The following is a 22,299-nucleotide window of genomic DNA, read 5'->3' on the forward strand; positions in this document are numbered from 1 at the left end:
GGCTCTCGTTTTTTTCTCACCTGCCTGCTTCGCTGGGGCAGCAAAATATCCCAACCGATCGCAAGCGGGGCGAGGAAAACAGACCTCGCGGATCCAAAATCGTTCGACGCTCACGATGAAAGACACGCTACTCTCCGCCGAAAGTAGCGTGCCTCAACGCAACTCTTGCGGAGCAAAAGGCGACGATGGATTTGAACTGTCCAATCGCTCCGTTGTCTCGGTAGGGCGACGAATTCAGCTTGCCCAACGACGTTCAATCGAAAGGTGATCAGATGGTCAAAATCAATGGGCAAACCCGCCCCTGGACCCCGGGGCAGTGCTTGGATCAGCAGCAATTGCGGGCGGTTTTAAGCGGCAGTGTCCCCAAAAGCGAATTTGATTCCGCGATCTCGCACCTCGATCAATGTAGCGATTGCCGCAAAGCAGCCGAGACTCTTGAACTGAGCGTGCTTGACCTCAGCACGAAATCGGTCGGCAACCAAGTCGACGAAGTGGACGTGTTTCGCAACGAGACCGCTTGTCAAATCGCCATCGGGAAATTCAATGCCCGCCCACGCCGCGAATTGCATGCCACGCCACCGGTCGAATCCCTGGGGACATACCGATTGCTGGAATTGGTCGGTAGCGGCGGCATGGGGACGGTCTTCCGAGCCGAGCATCAACGGCTGCGTCGCCATTGTGCGATCAAACTGCTGCCTCCTGATCGAGTCGCGAGCCCCGGTTGGCTGGATCGATTCAATCGCGAAATGACAGCGGTCGCCTCACTGGAACATCCCGGGATTGTCCGTGCGACCGACGCCGGGCATGATTCGGGATGGCACTACTTGGTGATGGAGTTCCTGGACGGTTTGGATGTCGGTCAGGTGGCCACACGAATGGGGCAACTGTCGGTGGCCGATGCCTGCGAAGTCGTCCGACAAGCCGCCAATGCACTCGCCCACATTCATGATTGCGGGCTGGTCCATCGCGACATCAAGCCGTCCAACTTGATGCTTACCCGAGACGGCCAAGTCAAACTATTGGACTTGGGATTAGTTCTCGACGGCGACGATCCACTCGTCAGCGACGAACGCTTGACCACGGTCGGGCATGTGATGGGAACGATGCCCTACATGGCTCCCGAACAGTTGACCGACAGCCGAGATGTGCGTCCGCAGTCCGACCTGTATTCGCTCGGCGCGACGCTTTTCCGATTGATCGCCGGTCGTCCGCCCCATCGCTGCGGCAAAGGCTTGGCCGCGCAGGTACTGGAGATCACCGGCAAGGACGCACCACCGCTCGATGCGGTGCGTGAAGACATCGATCGCGAAGTCGTCACGCTTGTCGCCGAGTTGCTGTCGCGTGATCCGAAGAAACGCCCCGTGACCGCGTCACTCGTCGCCGAACGACTGGAAGGACCAAGCAAAGGTCATCAACTCAAACGCCTGATCCAAGAAGCTCGCCGCAGAGACGAAATGGGGCACCCGATCCGCAGCGGACTATGGCCAAGCGTTTCGGCTGCCGGAAAAAATGCCCGCCCACCGATCGTTCGCCGCTGGTTGGTCGGATTGGCGATGGCCGGCTTTCTGCTGTTAGCCGCTTTGGTCATCAAGATTCAAACCGACCGTGGATTGCTGGTCGTCCATTCGGACCTGGACGGATTGACGGTGGCGGTCAAGCAGAACGATCAAGTCGTCGAGCGTCTGAAGATTCAATCGGGTGACAACCAAATCTCGTTGTACAAAGGCAGCTATCAAGTGGCCATCGAAGGCGGTGACCAAGCACTAAAACTAAGCGACGAAGTCGTCACGATTGCCCGCAGCGCGGTTCGCGAAATCACCGTCAAGGCGTTGCCCAGTGATCAAGTCGCTCAGGTCAATGAGAATCCAACTGGGAAGTCGATATCACCCCAGACCATCGACGTCACGGCGATCCCCAGAGACGCAGCCATGATGGGGTCCGGTGACGACCTAGGCATGGGGGCCAGCGGCCGATCGATGGATTCGATGGACATGATGGCCGGTGAAATGGATGAAATGATGGGGGCGGACATGATGGGGATGGACATGATGATGATGGGATCCACCGCCAACGTGTCGGGACGAGCATCGGGGGTTTGGATCGACGGTGAATCGTTGGAACATTGGATCGAAACCATCGCGACGACAGACAATTGGGAGAAACTCGGCCAAGCGATGACGACCGCAATCAAGGGCGTCGATCGCTTGTCGGAGGACAACGTTTGGCTTGATCGTGTGATCGCAGCGATCATCGAGCGCTCGCGTGCACTCGGCGGTCTCACCCAAAAATCGCCGCCCGTCATTTCGATCTCCACAAGCACCGAATCCGACCAAGCATCGGAGTACTTCATGTGGTACTTCAATCAGGTCTTTGGCGAACCCAACCAGGGTGTTTGGAATGCACATTCCGCCGATGAATTGCTGAACGGGAATTCGAACAGCCGTGCGGCGATCATCGTTTCACTCCACCGTTGGCACTCGAATCGCTCCCGTGGTGGAGGAATGGAAATGGGTGGTTACGGCGGCGGTTACGACTCGATGATGGACATGGGGATGGGCATGGGGGACGACGGTAGCCGGCAACGCAATGAGAAGTTTTTGAAGCTGCGGTTGCTACGCGGCCTGATCGGACTTTCGCACGCCGACGCATGGCAGGGCATGCCGCCGGAGGAGCAAGCCGCGTCGGCACGATTGGCGAGGGAATCGGCGATCTACCTTTCGCGTGGACCAGCAATTTCACTCGACTCCATCCCCGATCTGATCAGCGTCGTCGAAGCGGTTCCCGAGGACGAACGGTCAAAGCTCGAAGCCGAGTTGATCCAGCGTTCGCAGCGTTCTCAAAACTCCGCCACGAAATCGGCGGATATGGGAATGGGCATGGGTATGGGCATGGATATGGGAATGGGAATGGACACGGACTATGGCGAGATGGCGGGAGGCATGGGAATGGGGATGGACATGGAAGATCCGCCATCATCCACATCGCCACGTAAATCGACCTATCGCGGCAAATCACTTCGGACCTGGAAGCAGACGCTGGAAGTCGAACTCGACGTCGATTCGTTGATCGAAGCGATGGAAGCCGTCGAAGTTCTGTCACGGAACCAAGACGCCAGCGAACGTTTCGAAGCAGGCCGTGCGATCGTCCGCGTCGCACGACTCTACGGCGGTCCGATTTCCAACGGAGCCGGCGATCCCAGCGAGAGGTTCATGGTGAGGTTTCCGTCATTGATGCAATCGTTTTTTCCCGAGCACGGATTCAAGTTGCTGCTAGAGGAGTTTGAAAAAAACAACGACAAAAGCATCACCGCGATGCTCTGGCCCACCCAGATATACCTTAAAAGTCACTTCGGTGACGAATCACTGGTTCAAGATCACGGCGAGACTCTCAACAAGATTTTGGAGCACATGTTGAAGTACCTTCGCGATCGAGAGGATGCACCGTTTGCGGACCTCGATTCGAACTTGGTTGAAACCCCCATCCTGCTGTCATGGATTCTTGGGCAATCGCTCGAAGACGATCCGCTGATCCAGAAAAAAGCGGCCGAAGTGATCGAGGATCGAGTGAAGGATCACCAGAATGGACTCAATCAGGCCTATGGCGAAGTCTGGGGACGACCGCTTGTCCTCGCAGGTCTCGCTGCGGCGCAGAAATCTCCGGACCTGATGTTGGAACGTTCGCTGCAATTCTTAGTCATCCAGGCCGTCTGCCCACTTACGATTGCCAATGACATCAAGCTGGAAGAAATGATTCGCATGGCCTATGAACTTGACCCAAAACTGGCCGAGGAGGCTACGGAAAATCGTTGGCACTGGAAGCGACCGCATCCGATTGAAGACAACAAGATCGGCCTGCTCCTCTCTTACTACGCCCAGCACTGCCAGCCAACGCAAAAAGCCATCGCATTGGTTGAGCAGTACGACGCCACGATCGATCTCGGCGAAGTTGCTGAGAAGGCGATCGCGACGATTCAGTCCAGGATGAAGGAGTGATAAGCAGTTGAACACGAATGATTCGGCTTAAGTCATTTCACTCTCCCCGGTCCGGGCCCAGGCGGGCAGAAAATACGACCGCAATGGTGTTTGACGTTCACGCCGGGTCGCTTACAATGGTGGAGATCGAGCCGACGTGCGGTTGGCTCGGCCCGCCCCCGACATGACGGTCCTGGAGGTGGTTGAGGCGTTTGCCCAACCGACCGACCCGCTTTCGCCGCATCTGTGCGTGAGGGTTACCAATTCTCAAGCCTCTTTTGGAGCGAAACGATGTCTTTAGTTCTGTCTAGCGGTCTATCCGGGCTCTCGCCATTGGCCTTTGCCATGCCGGGCGCGACGGAAATGTTGATCTTTCTCTTTGTCGTCCTGCTGCTCTTCGGTGGGGCCAAATTGCCCTCGCTGATGCGCAATTTGGGCCGCAGTGCGAACGAATTCAAACGTGGAATGAGTGAGACTGCGGAAGACGACGACACGTCCGACAAAGACGTGGATAAGTAATTATGTTTGGGCTCGGCCCCTTTGAAATGATGGTGATCGGTGTTGTTGCCGTCGTCTTGTTCGGCGCCAACTTGCCCGAGGTCGCGCGACAAGCCGGCGGCATGTATCGCGAATTCCGCGGCCGGCTGAACGAAGTCCAACGCGAATTCCGCGCCGCGGAATACGAAGCGACCAAGGCCTTCAACATGGATTCGAACACGAACTCGTCGACCGACGAAGACGACGACGAACCGTCCGAACCCTCCGCACCGAAATTCACCCCACCGAGTTGATCATCACGATCAACCGGAAATGCTCTGGCGACGCCAATTCCGGCGTCGCCGCCTTCTCGGCCCTTTCACTGGGCATTGGCATCTACGCATCTTTCGTTACCCTCCTTGGGGAGGATGAAGTCGTAGACGTCTGTAAAGTCAGGGGTTAAGAACCGCACGACCTCCAAGCGGGAGGGGGTGCCCAGATGCTTCATCGCAAAGACTCGTGTTTCGCTGGTTACGAACCGGCGTTCAAGATTAACGGTATCGGTTCAGCCGGTTGTTCACCCAGCTCGATTGTGGCACTCAGGCGATTGACTTCGTCTTGTTGCCCCGGGCTGGAGCAATACACTTCCATCAACGGTTGGCCCCGGACCACTCGATCACCGACAAGCACCTGCATTGCCACGCCAACGGAATGGTCAATGGGGTCACCCACTCGGCGACGTCCGCCACCCATCTCGACGACCGTCAATCCGATCGTGCGGCTATCGATGCGCCGCACCCAGCCGTCATGAGTTGCCTCGATGACGTGTTTTTTCGCCAGCGGCAGTGGTCCATCCAGCCGACCGTGCTGCTGAGCGATCATCGCCATCAGCCGTTCCAATGCGTGACCGCCTTGCAACGCGTCTTCCAGGCGATCGCGAGCCTGCTTGTAATCGGACGATGCCTTCGTTGCGACCAACAATTCGCTACAAAGCAACATCGTCAATTCACGCGCTCGCTCCACCGTCGGTTGGTCGCGACATTCCCCACGCAGGATTGCCAGCGACTCGTTGATCTCGATCGCATTTCCGACGGCGGAGCCTAGCGGCTGATCCATGTCTGAAATCAACACCGAGGTCGGCAGGCCACACGCCGTACCGACGCGGCAGATAGACTCGGCGAGCGCGCTTGCTTGGTTCAGACTGGGCATGAATGCCGCCGAGCCGACTTTGACATCCATCACCAACGCATCCAGATTGGCCGCCAGTTTTTTGCTCAAGATACTGGCCGTGATCAACGAGATTGATTCGACAGTTCCGGTGACGTCGCGTAGGGCGTACAGCCGGCGGTCGGCGGGGGCGATTTGGTCGCTCGCGCTGACAATGAACGCGCCGACATCGCGCAAGGCCCCGTCACACTCGGATTCGTTTAGATCGGTTCGAAAACCGGGGATCGATTCCAGCTTATCGAGCGTCCCGCCGGTCAGCCCAAGTCCGCGCCCGCTGATCATCGGCACGTGAACCCCGCAAGCAGCCAACAGCGGTGCTAAAATCACAGAGACTTTGTCGCCCAGCCCACCGGTACTGTGTTTGTCCACGCGTGGGGTGTCACCCGAACAAGTTCGCGGCATCCGGCCACCGCTCTCGAGCATCGCGCGGGTCAAGCACTCAGTTTCGCCGGGAGACATTCCTTTCAGGCAAACCGCCATCGCGAACGCAGACATCTGATAATCGGTGACACTGCCGTCGCAGAATCCGTCAATCAGAAAACGGATCTCGTCGTCGGAGAGCTGCTCTCCCTCACGTTTCTTGACCAGCAGGTTGGCGGCGAGCATTCGGATCACTGGGGTTGGTGAGAAGGCTATAGTGCAATGCTGTGAGCACGACAAAAGGTGTAGAATGATCCGCTCGGGATCGCAAGTGTGCGATGTCACATGCCGACGCAATCCCGGTCAGGTCGCGGAGGTGACCGATCGCCGCCCCGTTGAGTGACACTTTGACTGAACCATTGAATTGAAACGGATTGATTGATGCAGATTTCGCGAATGATCACGGCGCTGGTCTTCACTTACCTGGCCAGCGGGCTGTTGAACCATTGTCTGTCCAACCCCGGATTCTTCGGCGGTCAAGGACTCTTGGGCAATCATGTCCATGCCTACGAAACCGCCCCCGGTCAAACAGAATCCCCCGGCGATACAGCAGACCCTGACGGCGATCCAGCAGACGCTGAAGCTCCGCAAGCATCGACACAAAACACCGCATCGCAGCCAATGGACGGCCAATCGCGCGAGCTGGCCGTCAACGAAACCGCTGCGAACGAGGATCTGATCGCGGCGGTCCAGGCCGGTCCCAAAGCGCTTTCGCTCGCATTCCGAATGGCCGCCAAACGCGCCACCGGTTCGGTCGTGGTGCTATTCGCCTATGGCCAAGGGCAGCCTGAGCAAGCCGGGGACGATGAATCCAACGACGAACCTCCGCTGCCACGGATGGAGCCACCCGAAACACCCGTGATTCCGCCCCAAGCGAGCGATTTGCCGCCCAATCCGGACAAGCTAACCGGGCTGGGCAGCGGCGTTGTGCTTTCCGCCGATGGATTGATCGTCACCAACAACCACGTGATTCAAAATGCGACTCGCGTGGTGGTGCAAATGCCGGACGAAACTTGGTTCGACGCCGAGGTTTTCCGCGGTGACCCGGACAGCGATGTCGGCATCGTCCGAATCAAACCCAGCGAATTATTGCAACCGATCGAGATTGGCGATTCGGACAAGCTGGAAATCGGCGATTGGGTGCTCGCGATCGGTAGCCCGTTCAAACTGCAAGCGACCGTCAGTGCGGGGATCATCAGCGGCAAAGATCGGCATATCGAAAAGATTCCCCGCAGCAACATGCTGCAAACCGATGCCGCCATTAACCCCGGAAATTCGGGCGGTGCCTTGATCGATTTAAACGGCCAGATGATCGGCATTAGCACCGCGATCGCCACCCGGACGGGCTTTTACCAAGGCGTCGGATTTGCGGTCCCAATCAACCAAGCAGCTTGGATCGCTGAAGAACTCGACCAACATGGCGAGGTTCGCCGGGCCGCCATCGGCACCACTCTGGTGGATCTCAAGCCGCGGATCGCGAAGCAATTCAATCTTCCTCCGTACTCCGGAATTCTCGTTTACCAAATCATCAAAGACTCCGTCGCCGAAGCTGCCGGGATCGAGCGACTCGACGTGATCGTCGAGTTTGCCGGCGAAAAAGTTCGCGATTCGACCGCCCTGCAACGTGCGATCGAACGCCAGAAAATTGGTTCCGAGCATCCGATCGTTGTCCGCCGAGACGGAAAACTTGTCGAACTTACCGTGCAATTGGCCACCGTCGACGATCCAACGGGAGTAAAGTGAAGCGGGCAAATGACTCGGCCGTGATGCTCTACGGCGGGACGTGTCGGGATGTGACGGTGCCTGACCATCGCAAGTTCAGCTTTGAAGGCAATCACGGCAGGCAAATTTTGCATCAAAACCAACATTGCCTGGATTTCGCCACTTTCCTACCATTCCATCGAAATTAGTCCCCCCTCGACCCTTGGGTAGATACATATGGTTCTTCAGCGACGACTGGGCGCAATCGCTTCCGCCTTTCTTCTTTCGCTCGCCGTGGGCTGGACTGCGGAGCCGCTTTCCGCCCAGGAAACACCGATCATCGGTGCGGCAGCACAGAAACCTTCGGTGCAAGATCGTTTGATCGCAAAGATCATCGCCCAGCGAATTGAGCGTTTTCACATCTCTGGCGATAAGCTCAATGATGACATCAGTCAACGCGCCTTGGATCTCTACATCGAACGTTTCGATCCGCTGAAACTGTACTTCTATCAGTCCGATGTCGACGAATTTCAAGCGTATCGCAATTCGATCGATGACTTCGTCAAGAAAGGCGATCTGAATCTGGCCTACAAGATCTTCATACGCTACACCGAACGCGTCGACGAACGTGTCGCGGTGGCGCTCGAATTGCTCGACGGCGAGTTTGACTACACCAAAGACGAATACATTGTCGTTGAAGCAGACGAAACCACCTTCGCTAAAACCCCCGAAGAAGCTCGGGAACGCTGGCGCCGACAAATCAAGTACACGCTGCTAGACCTACGTGACAGTGACGATGACGACAGCGATGATGATGCAGACGCCAGCGTCGAACAAGAAGACCCGCGTTCGGTTCTTCGTCGTCGCTATCAACGCTACGCGCGACGATTCAAAACGTACAGCTCGGACGATTTGTTGGAAGCCTTTTTGACGGCGGTGACCAGTGCATTCGACCCGCACTCCAGTTACATGTCGCCAACGACGTACAACGACTTTCTAATTTCGATGCGGCTGAAGCTGCAAGGTATCGGTGCAGCACTCCGCGAAAAAGATGGCAAGACCGTCGTCATGCAGGTCATCCCCGGCGGGGCCGCCGACTTGGATAAACGCCTCCAAGCGGACGACATCATCGTCTCTGTAGGACAAGGTGATGACGGCCCAATGGTCGACATCGTCGAAATGCCGCTGAAAGAAGTGGTCAGTATGATTCGCGGTAATGCCGGGACCATTGTCCGGTTGGGTGTTAAACCCGGCGGAAAAGGTGACACCAAGGTTTACAAAATCAAACGCGCAAACGTCGAACTGGCGACCTCCGCCGCTCGCGGTGAAGTTATCGATCACAAACTCGAAGATGGCACCGCTAAAAAGATCGGCTTCATCAACCTGCCCAGCTTTTACATGGACATGGACGGGGCCCGTGAGAACCGCCCCGACTTCCGCAGCAGCACCCGTGACGTTCGAAAAATCTTGCTGGACTTTAAATCACAGGGCGTCGAAGGCGTTGTGATCGATCTCAGCAGAAATGGTGGCGGTTCCTTGACCGAGGCGATCAACCTTACCGGACTGTTTATCGATCGCGGCCCCGTCGTTCAAGTGAAAGATAGCAACGACGAAGTGCAACAGTACAACGACGAAGATTCCGGCACCGTTTGGAGCGGACCATTGGTCGTCCTGACAAGCAAGTTCAGCGCCTCGGCGAGCGAGATTTTTGCCGGTGCGATCCAAGATTATCACCGCGGTATCATCGTCGGTGACCCGGCAACCCACGGCAAAGGCACCGTGCAAACGTTGATGAACCTTGCCGAAGGATTGCTCGGCGGCAACCGAGATAACTTTGGCGCGCTCAAAGTCACCTTGCAACAGTTCTACCTTCCCGATGGAAAAAGCACCCAACGCGATGGTGTGTCGGCCGACATCATTCTGCCCAGCTTTACGCAGAACTTTGACGTCGCCGAAGGCGACTTGCAGTACGCGCTCGAAGCCGATCGTATCAACGGAGTACGACACGACATTTACAAGTTCGTCCCCGCTGGCTTGCTGAATGAACTGCGACAAAAGTCAGAAACCCGCGTTCAATCGAACGAAGAATTCCTCGATCGAATTCGACGAATCGCATTGTTTGTCAAGCAAAAAGAAGAGTCGCAAGTTCCACTCAACGAAGAGAAATTCCTTGCCCGTCGAAAGCAACTCGACGCTCAGAAGGAGCAAGAAAAAGAAGAGCTCAATCAACAGAGCGACCAAGAGGTGTTCCGTGATGATTTTTACAACCGCGAGGTGCTAAACATCACGAGTGACTACATCGCCGGATTGCAGCGACAACAATTGGTCAAGAATTAATCAAGACGCATCAGCGCTCTGATTACCATCGAGACTTAGAAACAGCCGCGGACAATTGATGTTCGCGGCTGTTTGCGTTACCCGACGGTGCTAGCCCCGGCTATTGCACCGGTGACTGAACCGAAACCGCGGCTAATCCCAGTTTCAAAGGTCGACGAAGCCCTAGCACGTTCGGCTCACCGATTTCGGATGAACCCTCAGACCGACAGTCCGATCAGTCGGGCGGGGTTTTCGATCGTCCACCGTCGCAACGTTGATTGCTCCGCACCCAAATGCTGTTGCATCAGTCGCATCATTTGGTTCATGTCCGTCGCGCAACCGGCGAATTGCTTTCGCCCTTGCCCCCACGCAGCCAGCGACTCGTCGACTTCGACCCATTGATCGGCCAGGCGATGTTTTCCGGGCCCAAGTCCAGCGGCACTGATCGCGTCGGTCACGATCACCACGTGTCGATCCGGGATCACTTGCAAGTAGTTCTGCATTGCAAACCACGGTACGTGATGCCCATCGGCGATCAGTGAGATGTGCAGGTATTCGGCTAGTGAGAGCACGCGGTTGATGACGTTGTCATGGCGATGCATCGTGACCGGGCAACCATTCCCCAGGTGTGTGAACAGCGCCATCCCGGCGTCGATCGTCGCCTTTAGCTCATCCAGCGATGCGTTTGAGTGGCCGCCTGCGACGGTGATGTTCTGATTGGCCAAATGTCGTGTTACTTCGGCGGCACCGTCGACCTCGGGGGCAAGCGTGACCAGACGCACAAGGCCTCGTCCGGCAGCCAACAATCGATCCATCGCATCGATTGTCGCCGAACGGGTCGCCGAGATCGGATGGGCACCCACGTAGCCGGGCTCCGAACTGATAAATGGGCCTTCGACGTGGATCCCCGGCATGCGGTTGGCGGCGTTGGTCGACGATTCGATCGCCTCGGCAACTTTTCCAATCCGCCGGATCATCACATCCAGGTCTGCCGTGATGATTGTCGGCAGGAATTTCGACGTCCCCTCCTGGCACAGTCTTTCTGCGATGCCGGTGATTTGTTCGACCGACACGTCGTCACTGTTGAAATCGACGCCGCCATATCCGTTGACTTGCAAGTCGATGTAACCACTCACTGAACACGCCCCAGCGATGCGGCGGAAGATGCAGGGATCTGGCTGGCGGCGGCTTCGTCGATTACCAGAGTTGTGCCGGGGTGATCGGCCAAGATACTTGCCGGGACATCGGGGGTGACTGGACCGGAAAGGGTCTTGCTGACGGCCGATGCCTTGCGTTCATCGGGCACGCTGCAGTAAATATGCTTTGTCTTTAGAATCTGTTTGACCGACATGCTGATCGCATGCGTTGGGACCTCTTCGAGTGACCCGAACCAGCCCTCACCGACCTGCTGCAGACGGCACGGTTCATCAAGTTCGACCAATAGATACGGTTGCTCGGTCTCGAAATCTGCCGGAGGATCGTTAAAGGCGAGGTGTCCGTTTTCGCCGATGCCGACCATCGCGACATCGACGTCGATTTGTGAAATCACTTCAGACGCGTTTTGAATCGTTTCTGCCGGATTGGCTTTTCCGTCAAGGAAAAGAAACGATGCCAATGGAACTCGATCGACGAAGCGTTCTTTCAAGTAACGACAGAACGAAGCTGGGTGGTCGTTTCCGATACCGACGTATTCGTCGAGGTGAAAACCATCGACACGCGACCAATCGATTCCATCTTGGCTGACTAAGTGATCGAGAACTTCAAACTGCGAGGCGCCAGTGGCAACGATCAAGTTGGCCTTGCCCTTATCGGCGATCGCTTGTCGGAGGTTAGCGGCGGCATGTTCGGCGGCGTAACGCCCCATTTCTTTGGCGTTGGGTGCGACGATGGTTTTCATTTCAAACTTGTTTCAAGACGTCTTCAAAAGGAATCTGCTCACAGACACCAAAACTGGCGTGTCGTGATAACCGAGAGCGTACCATTTTTGGCGACGACAATCCGCATAGGAACCTCGCCCTTTGACGTGCGGTCGTGAAATGATCGGGGTATTCGCGAGCGACCTGCTCGATTGCCCGCTTGACCGCATCGCCGATGACTCGTTGGTCCGTCCGTGGAATTTGCCGTGGCCCGTCGCCGATGCAATACGTGCACTGACCGCAATCCTGATCCATTGGTTGGCCGAAATGAGAAGCAAGGTGATTTGCTTGGCACTTCGTCGCTCGTGCGATGTCGAACACCTCGTCGATTCGCGCGACCTGTGATCGTTCACGATTCATCACGCGCTCATAGCAATCGTCGGCGATCACTTTGGGTTGGTCGATCCGTTTTAACCAGCGATAGCCATGGACTAAGTCTTTGACATTTACATCGATCCAGTTTTGTGCCGCCATAAACTCGACCGCTTTGACCAATCGTGACCTCGGTTGACCAAGTGCCTTACATGCAGCCGCCATATTTAGATAAAAATACTTCCGCCCCTTGGTCAGTTGGCCCAATAGTCCGGCAAGGAACTCTCGGCGTTCGCCATCAAAGTTATTTAAGATCGCTTTCGACGTTACCTTGGGGTAGATCTTATAGGTATCGTAACGAGGCGAGGTGGATTCCAGCCAACCGTCGATTTCCAGGTACGTTAGCAGTGTTCTGACAACCAAGATTCGAATGTCGGTTTCGAATGAAAGTTTGTAGTGTGAAAGGAAAAATTCATCGGGTTGACCGCAAAGGAATTCAAGCAGTCGACCGACACCGTGTCGGCTGGGCGTGTCACCGAACGAAAAATTCTCTAGGACCACGCGGTCTTCGGGGACCAGTAGTAACTCGCAGATGGAGGCTTCACCATCGCGTCCGGCACGTCCAATCTCCTGCGCATACGCCTCGATCGACTGAGGCGGATTGAAGTGATAGACGTAACGGATGTTCGACTTGTCGATCCCCATCCCAAACGCGATCGTGGCCACGATCACACCGTCAACGGAGGCGAGGAACTGCTGTTGAATATCGGCGCGATCTTCGGCCGACATCCCCGCGTGATAGGCGGTTGCTTCGATCCCGTCTTCGCAAAGCCGTTCGGCGATCTCTTCGGCCGTCTTTTGTTTGGAAACATAAACTAGCGTGGCCCCGCGCGGGCGCCCGATCAATCGTTCTTTTAACTCGGGATATTGTTCTGACCGCGACACGATCGAGCTACGGATTTTTAGATTGGGGCGATGGAATGGGGTGCAGATCGCATCATCCGGTTCGATGTCAAAGGCGTTTCGGATGTCATCCAGGACCTCCGGTGTGGCCGTCGCGGTCAACGCCAATACGCGATCGGCTTTCAGACGTTTGGCGAGTTCGGCGAGTTTCAAGTAATCCGGTCGGAAATTGTGCCCCCACTGGCTGATGCAGTGGGCCTCGTCGACCGCGAACAGAGACACGTTCAGCGATCCGACGGTCGCGATAAAACGTTCGTTGAAAAACCGTTCCGGGGCGACGTAAAGCAGGCGGATCGATCCATCACGGATGCCACGGATCGAGTCACGGAACTCTTGATCGCTCAGTGACGAATCCAATCGGGCGGCATGGATCCCACGCGTAGCCAGCGCATCACATTGGTCTTTCATCAACGCGATCAGGGGTGAAACGACAACGGTGGTGCCTTCGAGCATCTGGCTGGGAAGCTGATAGCACAGGCTTTTCCCGCCGCCGGTTGGAAACACCGCCGCAACGTTTTTTCCTTCGAGCAATCGTGTGACGACCTGGGCTTGGCCATCGCGAAAGTCATTCAGTTGGAATTGATCTCGAAGCACCGAACGGGCCTTCCGCAGTGACTCCGTGCCTGCAATCTCCATCTCATCTCCCTTCATCTCGGCTCCTGGGGCACCTTTGGCAGCATTCGAGTCAACGGAGTTGCTTGTCGCCCAAACGTGAACGTTAGGGAATACGCCAATCGGTGCGATCATCAAGACGCCCGCAGTTGCTGGGTCGGCAAACGGAATTGTTCGCGACCTCAATCACCTTGCTGCTACCGGCGTGACTGAAAAACGCCTGCTACACCTGCGGCAGGCAGTCCAATGAGAGACGAGGCTATCAAAGCGGGTGTGAAGGATGCCATCACCGGCTTGCCACCCTCGTTCCTTACAACATTGACCGTTCTCGTCACGAAATCAATCCCACCTCGCACAAAATCCCTCCCCCAGCGCATTGATTCGCAGTAACGTTGATTGCAGTGGGCGCGGCGAGTCAACGACGCATGTTAGCCCGAGTCGTTCACGCCAGCCCTGGGGCGACTCCACCCGCGACCGACCACGAACGCTTGACTGCGCTACCCGCAGTCGCGAAGCGACGGAAGGCTAAAGCCACGGGTGCCAACCCGTGGTCCAAGTCCCACCCAAGCGATCAAACCCCGAAGGGGTGACAGGTGAAAATTTTTTTTGCATAGCGAGCCCACGTTGCAGGCAACGACCACACATTGCCAAGCAAAATAAAAAACGTGCTCTGTCCCCGGATGCCTTTCTATCTCCCGATGCTCTGTCCCCGGATGCCACTGTCCCCGGATGCCACGAGTCGTTTCCGCCAGCCCTGGGGCGACCTCCACTCGCGATAGACCACCAACGCTTTACTGCGCTGCCCACACTCGCGAAGCGACGGTAGGCTAAAGCCACGGGTGCCAACCCGTGGTCCAAGTCCCACCCAAGCGATCAAACCCCGAAGGGGTGACAGGTGAAATTTTATTGCATAGCGAGCCCACGTTGCAGGCAACTACCACACATTGCCAAGCAAACTAAAAAACGTGCTCTGTCCCCGGATGCCTTTCTATCTCCCGATGCTCTGTCCCCGGATACCTTCACCCAAGAATCCACCCAGAAGTAAACCATGATGTCCCACCAGAAACCCAACCTTCCCGAAAAGGTCTGCGTGGTTTGCGGCCGTCCGTTCAAATGGAGGAAGAAATGGGCCAAGAATTGGAGCGACGTCAAATACTGCAGTGAGAGATGCAAGCGAAAGCCAAGCTCTTCCAACCCGCGACAACAAGACTAACATCGCCCGCATCCGGGGACACAGCACCTGAAAGTCAACCTGAACATATCCGGGTGAACATATCCGGGGACACAGCATGCAGGAACACATCCGGGAGCTAGCGGCGGGGACGTAGCATCTACGAAAAATTCCGTTTGCCCAGTTGCGAACCAACGACGAGTCAAAGTGCCCAATCCCTTCGGGGACAGAGCACCTCTTTGAAAAAAATGACGGCAGATGCAAACTTGCCGGACGAACCCTTGATTGCTATTCACGGAGGCGCATCCACGGAAAGCTCAACTGTCTCAGTTCCTGAACAACGGCACGCTATATTCACGGGAGCCAGCCCATGTTCTGGGTTCGAACAATAAAACCAAACCCCGAATTGGCGTCAGCCAAGAAGCATTGGAAAAAGTGCTGTTCCACAAGCGACACTTCGACGTTCCCCGCAGACTCAAATGCTTTCTCTGTCCCCTAATGCTCTGTCTGACAGCGCCTGTGGCGACACCCCCAATGCAGGCGCCCACAGCCGCCGCTGCACCACCGTACAGAAAAACGAAAACCAGGATCGCGGCCAGCAAGTCGATCAGCCCCACATCTTTCGGCCAACCGTGACGGAACCGTCCAGACGGCGGTCCATGGCTGCCGGACAATCTCGGATGACGTGAGGTTTGCGATTGTGCCGAACTTGGAAACGCCACTCGGTTCTATACCGGTCGGCTTCCTTGCGTAGAGATGCCATTGAACCAACTCCCAACTGTTGACTTGCCCCACGTCATGAAGCAGCGATCGTTTGCATGCGAAGCGTGAGAAAACTTCTTCCGGAATAAAAAAGGCGGCGGCCGACCGCCAGATTCGGCAATTTAAGGGCGATGATGGTCCGTTTCCTCAATCGCCCCAGGTGCCCCGATGCCTCAATCGTTCCGGTACAGAGAAAAGTTCCACTTTGTACCCTCCACCGAAATCGGCGAAGTTGACCGGCCGATGTTGAAGTATCTCATCGACTGTTTTGACTATGTAAAATCGCAGCGTACGACGCTCGCGCAAAAAAACCAAGACGCGTTGATCAATCAGAAGAACCTGCTGACATTTGAGAAAGCATATCTCAAGCAAGGTATGTCGTGGGAAGATACAAAGAAGGCGATACTCAACAACAGCAAGAATGGCATTGAGATTCTTGGCACGAGCGTAAACGACATCCGACGAATCATCTCGAAAAAGACAAGCAAGGAACTTGGACGTGTCTATCTTGAAAACGAGCGATTCAAATGCGTCAGTGAATCCCACAACAGCAAACCAAGCATCTTCGTGCGGCAAGACCATCCGAACCAGAGACAGTACATCAAAACGCAGGCGGGGCACTTTGTTCGCCGGTATGTCATTCGTGGTCTCAACCATACCGACTCGATAAATCTGGACATGCAGAAAGGATTGGAACCGCCGGAACAGAATTCCGAAGCAAAGGCCGACGAAACAAACGCGACAAAAGATCACGCACACCGACATCCCGTCCAAACTGGCGAGACGCTCGACGAAGGCAGTCAGATCATCAGCCACACGCGGGGCTGGAACAAACGGTTCGTCTCCACCACTTCGACCGACCGATCGGTGTTGTCAACTCAACTCGAAGAATTCCGGAGTGTGTTCGGAGCGGTGATCGTCGACTTAGCAGAAATCAACGCTAGTGACATCATTGATCTGCATTCACCAAATGCGGCATCACGGACGTTCGGCTTCGCGATCGATGTCATCATGAAGCTCGATTCCGTAAGCCCGGCAAAGTCCTTCCGAGATGAAAAAATCCGCGCCTTCCGCGACGTTATTCGTACCAGAGAAATCTTAATTCGGTCAGTTCCGTTCACCGCGGTCAAATTTCTTTCGGCTGCGGAGACCGTCGTGGGTGTCTGCTGGGATAAACGGTGTGCGGAACTCAGCAACGTGACAAACGGTCTGAAGGAAGCGACGATAAAGGCGTTGCAGAAGCATTTCAAGATTGAACCGCTGAAGTATTTTTCTAATGGCGGCTACTGGTATTTTTTTGGTTTCGATTCCGCACAGGATTGTGGCGACGCATATCGGTTGCTTACGAACGACCCGGGTGCGAAGAAGTTCTTGAAAATCGAAAAGCTCAAGAGCTTTGTACCGAGAAGCGATCTGCGGAACAGTCAGTTCAACCGCGTCGGTTGAAGGCAACGTGTGCCTCGGCGGCACCGGGCCGAAAATCTAGTCCATCCGGGTTTTTCGTGGGTATACGGCCTGCGAGCAGCGATCCGCTCCCTTCGACCTCTCCAACAAAGGCAGCAAACAACCGTTCTGACAACGTTTTTCCCTGAGTCCCCCTTCGCGTCGCCATTGCATTAGCCCAGCACTGGTGCCAAGTGAGTCGATGCGATGGCGATGCGAACGGACAGAGAACGCTGGGGGACAGAGCACCGAGAACAGGTTCTTCGACTTCAGACGCGAAGCGCCGACAGGCTAACGCCACGGATGTTAACTCGCGGTCAAGGTCCCACCAACGCGGCCAAGCCCCGAAGGAGTGTCAGGCGGAATGTCATTGGACAGGAGGACCATCCCACAGATGACACGCTATCGTTTCCCGCAAGATCAAATGCTTTCCATGTCCACCGAAAGACACATATCCTTCTTACAGTAGACCTCGATGGGGACATGGATTCGCCTGGGGACATAGCATCTCATCTCCTTTGACACTGAGCCTGGGGACATAGCATCTCATCTCATATGGCTATGCACTGCACAAACGTTCGTGTTGACATCGGTTTCCGCAACGGGTTCAATCAAATCCAATCGCTTTCCACCGGTTGTTATGGAGTGACGGCTGTCTAAATCGCCATCAGATTTGATGGTGTATGGTTTCCTTTGATAGGAGGTCAGATCTGATGGCGCGTCTGTCTCGACAAGAGATCATCGACCCAAACGAACCCACGGTTGTCCATGTGATCAATCGCACGGTTCGCCGTTGTTTTTTAATGGGTGATGATCCGCTCACTGGCCAAAATTTTGACCACCGTAAGCAATGGATTGAAGCGTTGCTTGAACGCTTCGCCGCCTACTTTGGGATCGAATTGCTCTGTTACAGCATTCTCTCGAACCACTATCATTTGATCCTTCGGACGCAGCCACAACTCGTCGCCGATTGGGATGATCGCGAAATTGCTTTGCGATGGCTGATGATTTGCCCGGCACGCATGGTTGATGGTAAGCCGGCTGAACCGACCGAGGCCGAACTAAACGCGATTCGCAACAATCCTGAAAGGCTTGCCGAGGTTCGCCACCGGCTCTCCGATCCGAGTTGGTGGATGCGGCTTCTCAATCAACGAATCGCCCAGCGGGCCAACCGCGAAGACGAGGAATCGGGTAAGTTCTGGCAAGACCGGTTTCGAGCAATCCGAATCGAAGACGAAGCGTCGCTGCTCGCCTGCGCGGCCTATGTTGATTTGAATCAAGTTCGTGCCGGACTAGCCGAGTCGGTCGAGGAAAGCAAGTTTTCGTCCATCCAAACTCGCATCGAATCGGAATTCAGATCAACGGCTGAGTCACCACTGGAATCATCGCAAGCGAACGTCACAAGCGGCGATGGAAATCAAAAACACAAACCTTCAATACGCCGTGACGAGTTTCTTGCCAGACTGACGATTGACGAGCGGCGGGACGATCTCGGAGCTTGTGAAAGCGACTCGCCTCATCGGCTCACCGATAAGGGGTTTTTGCCGCTCACGCTGCCCCAGTACATCGAATTACTGGAGTGGACCATCGAGCAAACGTCACCAAAGCGAGAGAAAACCTGTGGTCGAGCGCCCACGGCACTGAGTCAGACTGGACTGAGCCGGCGGGCGTGGACGAAACTGGTCGACAGTTTTGACGAGGTGTTCACCCATGTGGCGGCGCGAATCGAAACACTCGAATCCTGCCGCAGCAGAATCACCGGTCGCCGCTTTCGCATCACCAACGAAGCAAGGCAGTTAATCGCAGCGGCTGCCTGATGCGATTTGCTCGAGCGAATTTAGCCGCAACATTTCAAATGGCAATTTTGTGACAACTCATCAGATCCGGTGAGCTGGTATAAGCGATTGAGCAAATTGGGGCCAATGGTCGCCTTGCGGCATTTCATCGTCGGCACTCATCAATACCCGCTACCCTCGTTAAAACAGGGCAACAATCGATACACACAGTGGGACGGAGAACCCTGCTATGCGCCATTGCGTCTTTCGTTCACTTGGTCGTTCTTGAAGTGCCATGTTCCTGCCGAATCGAGAGCTTGCTATGTCCCCAATCACATGGAGGAAGAATGCATATTTGACTTCGGGGGCGCGAGCAAAGAAAATCTCGGATCTGCCATCGAAACGTTTGTAATTCGCATTCGCGACCATCGGTGTGAAGTCAGACAGAACTAAACCTGACCAACGCTGAATTGAAGTGAAATCCTCCGTCGCCAAACGAGTAAACTTGGCCAAACGGTAATTGCCGTCACTTCTACCCACCTTCGGTGATATCAATCGAGACCGCCCAAACTAGCTCTCTTCATTTTCAATCATGAGCCCCCGCATGCCCCATCACCCTGCTTTGTCCCCCACCAGTTCGCCTCAGTCTAGCCGTGCTTTGTCCCCAAAAGATTCTCGTGCTCTGTCCCCGAACGATTCTCGTGCTCTGTCCCCGAACGATTCGAAGGATTCAGTTTGGCCTACGCATGCTGTGTCCCCGAATGGTGCTGTGTCCCTGTTGGGTGGGGGAGGAATGGGGGTTCGCAGGTTTGCGCTAGCGTTCGTCGGCGGTCTGCTCGGCTTGATGCTGGGGGCGACCGCGGACGCGGAAGAATTGACACGACCGAATGTGGTGGTGATCTTTATTGATGACATGGGATACGCCGATATCAATCCCTTTGGTGCGACCGGCTACCCGACTCCGCACCTGGACCGGATGGCGGCCGAAGGGCGGCGTTTCACCGATTTTTGCGTTTCCTCGGCCGTCTGCAGCGCGTCACGATCGGCGTTGATGACCGGCTGCTTTCATAAACGAATCGGTATCTCGGGGGCTCTGGGACCAAAATCAAACATCGGTCTGAACGCTAACGAAACCACACTCGCCGAAATCTGCAAAAGCAAAGGGTACCGCACCGCGATCTACGGCAAGTGGCATCTGGGACACAACCCAAAGTTTTTGCCCACCAACCACGGTTTCGATGAGTATTACGGGATCCCGTACAGCAACGACATGTGGCCGCACCATCCGGCTGCGATCGCAAAACGGAAGAATAATCCTAACGCACCGATCAGCTGGTCCGAACTGCCAATGATCGAAAACACAACGGTCGTCAACGAAAAAGTCCAACCAGATGACCAACGACAAATGACGCAAGAGTTCACGCGACGCGCGGTCGATTTCATTAAGCGAGATGCCGACGAACCGTTTTTCTTGTATCTGCCACACCCGATGGTTCACGTTCCGCTGTATGCATCGGACGAATTCGTCGGCAAAAGCGGGAAGGGCTTATTCGGCGACGTGGTGATGGAACTGGATTGGTCGGTCGGGCAAGTCATGCAAGCGATCGAAGATATCGGCGCCGAACGAAACACGCTCGTTGTTTTTACTAGCGACAATGGGCCGTGGATGTCGTACGGCGACCACGCCGGCAAAGCGACGCCGCTGCGTGAGGGCAAAGGCACGATGTGGGAAGGCGGCTATCGCGAACCCACGCTGATGTGGTGGAAGGGAACGATCCCCGCAGGCACCACCTGCGATACCTTGGCGAGCACCATTGATTTGTTGCCAACCGTCGCGGCGATGATCGGCGCCGAGTTACCCGATCACCCCATCGACGGCCATGACATCCGGCCGCTGATGTTCGGCGAGACCGATGCCGTGACACCTCACGAAACCTTTCCGTGTTTTTATTCGGGGCAACTTCAAGCGATTCGCAACGAGCGATTCAAATTGGTGTTCCCGCACAAGTACCGAACGTTGAACGGTCATCCAGGTGGCACCGGAGGATTGCCAGTCGGATACCAACAAGCGGTGGCCGACAAAGCCCTCTACGACCTGGACAATGACATCGGTGAAACGAAGGACGTGTCCGACCAACATCCCAATGTCGTCGCCGAGTTGGAAGCCGCCGCGCAACGATACCGTGAGTCACTGGGGGACCGGTTGACGAAAACCAAAGGCACCGACGTCCGCCCGGCAGGCAAGATGGAACCCGGCGACGAAAAGCTGCCCCTGATCTGGTAACGATGCTGACGACGAGGTTGGTTTCGGTGAAAACATCTCGCCAGCATTTCATACAGCACTATCATCCGGCGAAAAGCAGGACGTTCTTCCCGCGGTCTTTGCAACCGATCTGTCTAGCGGCGGGGGAACGCGGCCGGCTGGCCGTACCAGGGAGGAAACGTCCCGGACTTGACCGCCAACAGGATCGCTTTTCCGTGCAGGTGCTCGGGACCGTGGGTGTAGTCCCATTCGAGTCGTTCTTCATAGCGCAGCACACGGAGGTCCGCCCGCGGTTGGGTTGCCCATCCAAGCAGGCGATTGGGCGGGAAGTAATTGATCACCGCGTCGGCGGTCTCGCTGACCGGGGCTTTGTTCTCCAGTCCCGGACTTTGGTCGCTGCCGGGATCTTCGGTCGAATGAACTTCGACGTACAACGCTCCGCCGGACTTTAGGCCGGCGAGCATCGCTAGCCAAACGCGTTTCGAATCAGACTCGCTGATGTGGTCAAGCACCGTCGTTGCGCAGATCAGGTCATAGCTGGAGGGTTGGATTTCAAATTCGCAGACGTTCGCGACCTGCGTTTTGACGTTTTCCGAAACCCCCTGTTCGGTTGCCCGTTGCATGATCCGTTCGCCCCCTCGGGGACTCAGATCAACGGCGGTCACCGAAAATCCGGCACGAGCCATCGCGATCGTATCGCGTCCGGCGCCTGCCCCCAGATCTAAAGCAAATAAGTTCTTCGCCGCAGAAAATCCGTCGTCTCCTGATGCCTCGGTCCGGCAAATTTGCCGCAGATAGGCCGCCAACGGCGCCGACGGGGTGTCCCCATAGGCAATCTCTTCACGATCATACGGTTCGAAGAATCGATCTTGGTTCGAAGCCATCGGGGTCAACTTTTTGGGGAAACTTTTGCGAGGATTAGCCAAGCTTGCCACAGCGGTGGCGAATGGGCAATGACGACGGATTTAAA

15 protein-coding genes are annotated in these 22,299 nt (G+C 55.8%); 10 read left to right on the forward strand and 5 right to left on the reverse strand.

What is annotated here, in order from left to right; all coding sequences use genetic code 11:
* The first annotated feature begins 239 nt into the window (after window positions 1-239).
* From FYC48_RS00970 to FYC48_RS00980, 3 genes are all read left to right on the forward strand, one after another.
* Complete coding sequence (locus FYC48_RS00970; RefSeq protein ID WP_160149256.1) at window positions 240-3,992, forward strand: serine/threonine protein kinase; 3,753 nt, start codon at window positions 240-242, stop codon at window positions 3,990-3,992.
* A 270-nt stretch (window positions 3,993-4,262) separates the two neighbouring features.
* On the forward strand, window positions 4,263-4,490 hold the full coding sequence (gene tatA, locus FYC48_RS00975; RefSeq protein WP_149494841.1) for a twin-arginine translocase TatA/TatE family subunit: 228 nt from the start codon (window positions 4,263-4,265) through the stop codon (window positions 4,488-4,490).
* Window positions 4,491-4,492: 2 nt separating this feature from the next.
* A complete protein-coding gene (locus tag FYC48_RS00980; protein ID WP_149494842.1) occupies window positions 4,493-4,762 on the forward strand; it encodes a Sec-independent protein translocase subunit TatA/TatB in 270 nt (89 codons plus the stop codon).
* 217 nt (window positions 4,763-4,979) lie between these two features.
* On the opposite strand, the gene FYC48_RS00985 is transcribed toward FYC48_RS00980, so the two are convergent.
* On the reverse strand, window positions 4,980-6,281 hold the full coding sequence (locus tag FYC48_RS00985) for a thymidine phosphorylase (RefSeq protein WP_149494843.1): 1,302 nt from the start codon (window positions 6,279-6,281) through the stop codon (window positions 4,980-4,982).
* 195 nt (window positions 6,282-6,476) lie between these two features.
* On the opposite strand from FYC48_RS00985, the gene FYC48_RS00990 reads away from it, so the two are divergent.
* Both FYC48_RS00990 and FYC48_RS00995 read left to right on the forward strand, forming a co-directional pair.
* Window positions 6,477-7,838, forward strand: coding sequence for a S1C family serine protease (locus FYC48_RS00990; RefSeq protein WP_149494844.1), 1,362 nt, complete (start codon window positions 6,477-6,479; stop codon window positions 7,836-7,838).
* 195 nt (window positions 7,839-8,033) lie between these two features.
* Complete coding sequence (locus tag FYC48_RS00995) at window positions 8,034-10,133, forward strand: carboxy terminal-processing peptidase (protein ID WP_149494845.1); 2,100 nt, start codon at window positions 8,034-8,036, stop codon at window positions 10,131-10,133.
* A gap of 197 nt (window positions 10,134-10,330) precedes the next feature.
* Here FYC48_RS00995 and FYC48_RS01000 read toward each other — a convergent pair whose 3' ends face one another.
* From FYC48_RS01000 to FYC48_RS01010, 3 genes are read right to left on the reverse strand one after another with little or no spacing between them, the layout of a single operon-like run.
* Complete coding sequence (locus FYC48_RS01000) at window positions 10,331-11,248, reverse strand: N-acetylglucosamine-6-phosphate deacetylase (protein WP_149494846.1); 918 nt, start codon at window positions 11,246-11,248, stop codon at window positions 10,331-10,333.
* Complete coding sequence (locus tag FYC48_RS01005) at window positions 11,245-12,009, reverse strand: glucosamine-6-phosphate deaminase (protein ID WP_235034008.1); 765 nt, start codon at window positions 12,007-12,009, stop codon at window positions 11,245-11,247. Before FYC48_RS01005 ends, FYC48_RS01000 begins: the two co-directional genes overlap by 4 nt.
* A 1-nt stretch (window position 12,010) precedes the next feature.
* Window positions 12,011-14,050: a RecQ family ATP-dependent DNA helicase gene (locus FYC48_RS01010; protein WP_200836508.1), complete on the reverse strand. Its 2,040-nt coding sequence runs from the start codon at window positions 14,048-14,050 to the stop codon at window positions 12,011-12,013.
* Between the two features lie 916 nt (window positions 14,051-14,966).
* On the opposite strand from FYC48_RS01010, the gene FYC48_RS28755 reads away from it, so the two are divergent.
* The 5 genes from FYC48_RS28755 to FYC48_RS01035 all read left to right on the forward strand — a co-directional run bounded on the left by FYC48_RS28755 (window position 14,967) and on the right by FYC48_RS01035 (window position 21,350).
* On the forward strand, window positions 14,967-15,128 hold the full coding sequence (locus FYC48_RS28755; RefSeq protein WP_149495769.1) for a DUF2256 domain-containing protein: 162 nt from the start codon (window positions 14,967-14,969) through the stop codon (window positions 15,126-15,128).
* A gap of 888 nt (window positions 15,129-16,016) precedes the next feature.
* Complete coding sequence (locus FYC48_RS01020; protein ID WP_160149257.1) at window positions 16,017-17,294, forward strand: hypothetical protein; 1,278 nt, start codon at window positions 16,017-16,019, stop codon at window positions 17,292-17,294.
* A 710-nt stretch (window positions 17,295-18,004) separates the two neighbouring features.
* Window positions 18,005-19,108 (forward strand): transposase, encoded by a 1,104-nt coding sequence (locus tag FYC48_RS01025; protein WP_149494848.1) that lies wholly within the window; start codon window positions 18,005-18,007, stop codon window positions 19,106-19,108.
* Window positions 19,109-19,177: 69 nt separating this feature from the next.
* Window positions 19,178-19,519, forward strand: a complete 342-nt coding sequence (locus FYC48_RS01030; protein WP_149494849.1) for a hypothetical protein — start codon at window positions 19,178-19,180, stop codon at window positions 19,517-19,519.
* 316 nt (window positions 19,520-19,835) lie between these two features.
* Entirely contained in the window at window positions 19,836-21,350 is a 1,515-nt protein-coding gene (locus FYC48_RS01035) for a sulfatase family protein (protein WP_315853756.1), read from the forward strand.
* Window positions 21,351-21,463: 113 nt separating this feature from the next.
* Here FYC48_RS01035 and FYC48_RS01040 read toward each other — a convergent pair whose 3' ends face one another.
* A complete protein-coding gene (locus FYC48_RS01040; protein WP_149494850.1) occupies window positions 21,464-22,213 on the reverse strand; it encodes a class I SAM-dependent methyltransferase in 750 nt (249 codons plus the stop codon).
* Between the last annotated feature and the right edge of the window lie 86 nt (window positions 22,214-22,299).

The sequence above is a fragment of the Roseiconus lacunae genome, from assembly GCF_008312935.1.
Taxonomy (GTDB): domain Bacteria; phylum Planctomycetota; class Planctomycetia; order Pirellulales; family Pirellulaceae; genus Stieleria; species Stieleria lacunae.